Here is a 3455-nt window from a genome sequence, read left to right on the forward strand (position 1 = left end):
AATGATGAATGTTGAAATTTAAAGTGGATTATTGGGAGAACAGGTTGTTCTCCCAATACTAAGTGGGTTTAAAATCTTTATTTTTTGATTATAATAATTTTTGGAGGTTTAAGATATGTTTATTTTCGTGCTTTTATTCATAATTTTGTTTTTTATTGGCAGCATATGTGTGAAGGGTTTTAAAAAAGCCTGGCAAGAGGATAATAAAGGACTTTCTTTAATTTTCTTGACTATATCTATTTCATCTTTTTTAGCAAGTTTTTTCGCTATTAGAAAAGTTGACAACTCTCCTTATCCAATTATTATTACTGCTTTAATTGCTATTTCAATCTTCTTTGGAAAAGACTCTAATAAAAAGTCACAAGATGAAACAAAAAATGAAACTTATAAGGGTGATTGATGATTGAAATAAAAGATCTCACAAAGCAGTATGGTTCAACACCTGTCCTTTACAATCTAAATTTTCAAATCTATGATGGCGAAATTTTTGGACTACTTGGACCTAACGGCGCAGGTAAAACAACTCTTTTAAATATTCTGTCAACTCTTTCAAAACCAACTGATGGTACAGTGCTTATTGAAGGGCATGATGTTGTGAAAGATAAAGATGTAGTAAAACATAAAATTGGTTATATGACTGACGAACCTCTGCTTTACGATAAGCTTACAGCAGTCGAATTTTTGGAATTTGTAGGGATCCTCTACGGAATAGAAAAAGGCGATTTGAACAATCGTATACAAAGACTTCTTGAACTTACCAATTTAAAAGAAAAATCTGAATATCTTATAGAAACATACTCTTTTGGTATGAAGAAAAAATTGTCGTTTGCTGCATCTGTTATTCATAAACCTAAAGTTATTATTCTTGATGAACCTTTCAATGGGTTAGACCCTGAAAGCTCTTATGTTCTAAAGTCTTTACTAAAAAGTTTTAAAAAGAGAGGAAATACAATCATTCTTGCAACGCATATACTTGAAGTTGCGGAACTACTTTGCGATAGAGTTGGAATTATCAACAAAGGGAAGCTTGTACTGTTGGAAAAAGTGGAAGATTTGCATAAAAAATACGAAAACAAGGAACTTGAGGAAGTATTTCTTGAGGTTACAGGGAGGGATGAAGGATACAAAGATTTATTAGAGTCGTTGAAGAAAAACGAAGAAAATCTTACGCTATTCTGAAAGTTTGGAATTTAAGTCAAGAGAGGACAAGGGGTAATTCTGTAAGACTCACATTTTTTATTACCCTTTTAATTGCAATATGTACTACTATAAAAATTTTCCCGTTTAAAGAGAGCTCCACTTTTTTATTAGAGCAAGGGTCTAATTTTAACAGTTTAAAGTATCTAATACCTTTTAATGCGAGCTCTTTACGGTTTTTGATTTCGCTGCTTATTTTCTCAAGCATTGGAATTTCTTTTACTGAAGCCTTTAGTTTATTCAACTTCTCAAAAGAGCTCAAATTTTTAGCGTTAAGACCTATTGATTTTTTAGATATAATAATTGCGAAATTAACGGCTTCCTTTGGAGATTCTTCAACACTAATATTTTTACTTGTAGCACCATCATTTGTTATATACTGGATTCAAGTATTTAAACTACTCAGGCCGGCTATGCGTGTTGGAATTTTTGTATTTTCAAACCTTTGTTACATCTTTTTGGTTCCTCTTTATACTGTCACTATTATATTAATTTCACTTTTTGCTTCATTTATCGTTATGCTCTTAACAAATGGTTTTTTGAGAACATTAAGAGTTAGTTTTACTATAAAGCTTCCTAACAGTACTTTGCTTGTTTTGCTTTTTATCATTTTTCTAGCATTCCCTATAAGCTTAATGCTCACAAATGTCCGAAGTTCAATATACGGACCATATCCCATAAGTTACATTACAAAGGCAATTGTAAGTATTACAAGACCTGCTCCAAATTTTTTGTATTCTTTTGTTGTCCTTGTTTCTTTAATAAGCATTTCTATTTTTATGTTTTTGGGCTTGGTTTTCGCATCGAAGTCTTTCTCCGATATAATGTTAACCTTACCTGAATTTAACCAAAAAGAAGGAGCAAAAAATATCTTTCAACATAAAATGATGGAAGGCTTTAGTATCCTTAATAACTTACCATTTTTAATCAAACATGATCTCTTAATTTTCTTGAGAAGAGGAGAATCATTCAGGCTAATCATGTCGCAACTACTGAATCAAACTATTATATTTGTTATTTTTATAGTTCTTCCGCTGAGTATAGAAAAATTTTCTTCGGATTTTACAACTTATGGTGTAACATATCGATATTCCAGTTTTAGTTTTATTGTATTGATTTTGGCTACTTTGAGCCTTGTTTACGGATTTTTGCTCCAGTCTGAAGGGAAAGGTATTTTTCTTGTTAAACTCTCTCCAGCAAAAATGGAGAATTTCGTTCTCATGAAATTTTTAAGCTCAATCATTATTAGCCTAACTGCAATTATTCCCTTTTTAGCGCTTATTTTTGCCTTTTTCACTTCTTCTAAATCACCCTATTATATACTTGTTTCTTTATTGCAATACTTTGTGTTATACCTTTGGATGTCTACGTACAACTTCTATAACGGAATGAGAACGTTTAACTCAGAAATTATTTTAGGAAACGTAGAAGGAAGACATTTAGATATTTTTCAATTAGTTTTTACTTTATTAATATTTGCAGTATGGTTTTGGTTATTCAAGGTTATCTACTTATCAATACCGTTTTTGAGTATTTCAGTTATTGCAGCAGAGCTCTTAGCACCCATAATACTTATAAAGAAAATAATAATTTATGCCGCTTTTAAACTTGAAAATCTTTCTGTGGACTTGGAATAAGATTGCAATAATTTGTATCTTGGTGAAGATTCTGACTTTACACCAATTTTTGCCATGTATTTCAACACCAACACCTGGAAAATTAACAATATAGATCTATCAGAGGTCTTACCCTGAGATAATCAATGACAAGACAATGCTTTCCCTTCAACTTGCTTTGAAAATCTTGGCTATTAGTTGCATTGGAATTATAATACACAGACAATCACGATAACTTATCAAGAATACAAAGATCAGATTTTTGGAGATGTAGAAGACTTATTTTAACCTGTCTTCTTTAATGTTGCTTCAAAAAACGCTCTACAATCAACGAAAAATACCTCAAAGATTGAATATACTACCCACACCTTTACTCGTTTTTAGGACGCATTTTTGGGCATTACAGAGGGTATTTTTGTCCAGGTATCAGGCCAATGAGATATCCACCACAAACTGTATGAAAACTCTAATTTTCATACATAATTTTGGGTAAGAACAGGGTTTTGTTATGAAAATTGAAGGTATTTTTAACCTAAAAATGTATTATTTCTTTTAAAGTTTTTATGCATTTGTAATATAATGTGTTTGGAGGTTCATATGAAGGATATAGAGGTATATAGGAATACAAGGAGTATAGACAAT

At 31.1% G+C, this 3455-nt stretch carries 3 protein-coding genes; all 3 read left to right on the forward strand.

Features of this window, described 5'->3' with window-relative positions:
• Window positions 1–169: 169 nt before the first annotated feature.
• A complete protein-coding gene (locus tag JHC30_00630) occupies window positions 170–400 on the forward strand; it encodes a DUF2970 domain-containing protein (GenBank protein MCI4462665.1) in 231 nt (76 codons plus the stop codon).
• Window positions 400–1179 (forward strand): ABC transporter ATP-binding protein, encoded by a 780-nt coding sequence (locus JHC30_00635; protein ID MCI4462666.1) that lies wholly within the window; start codon window positions 400–402, stop codon window positions 1177–1179. Before JHC30_00630 ends, JHC30_00635 begins: the two co-directional genes overlap by 1 nt.
• A gap of 197 nt (window positions 1180–1376) precedes the next feature.
• Entirely contained in the window at window positions 1377–2834 is a 1458-nt protein-coding gene (locus tag JHC30_00640; GenBank protein ID MCI4462667.1) for a hypothetical protein, read from the forward strand.
• Window positions 2835–3455 lie beyond the last annotated feature (621 nt).

This window comes from Caldisericum sp. (assembly GCA_022759145.1).
Taxonomy (GTDB): Bacteria; Caldisericota; Caldisericia; order Caldisericales; family Caldisericaceae; genus Caldisericum.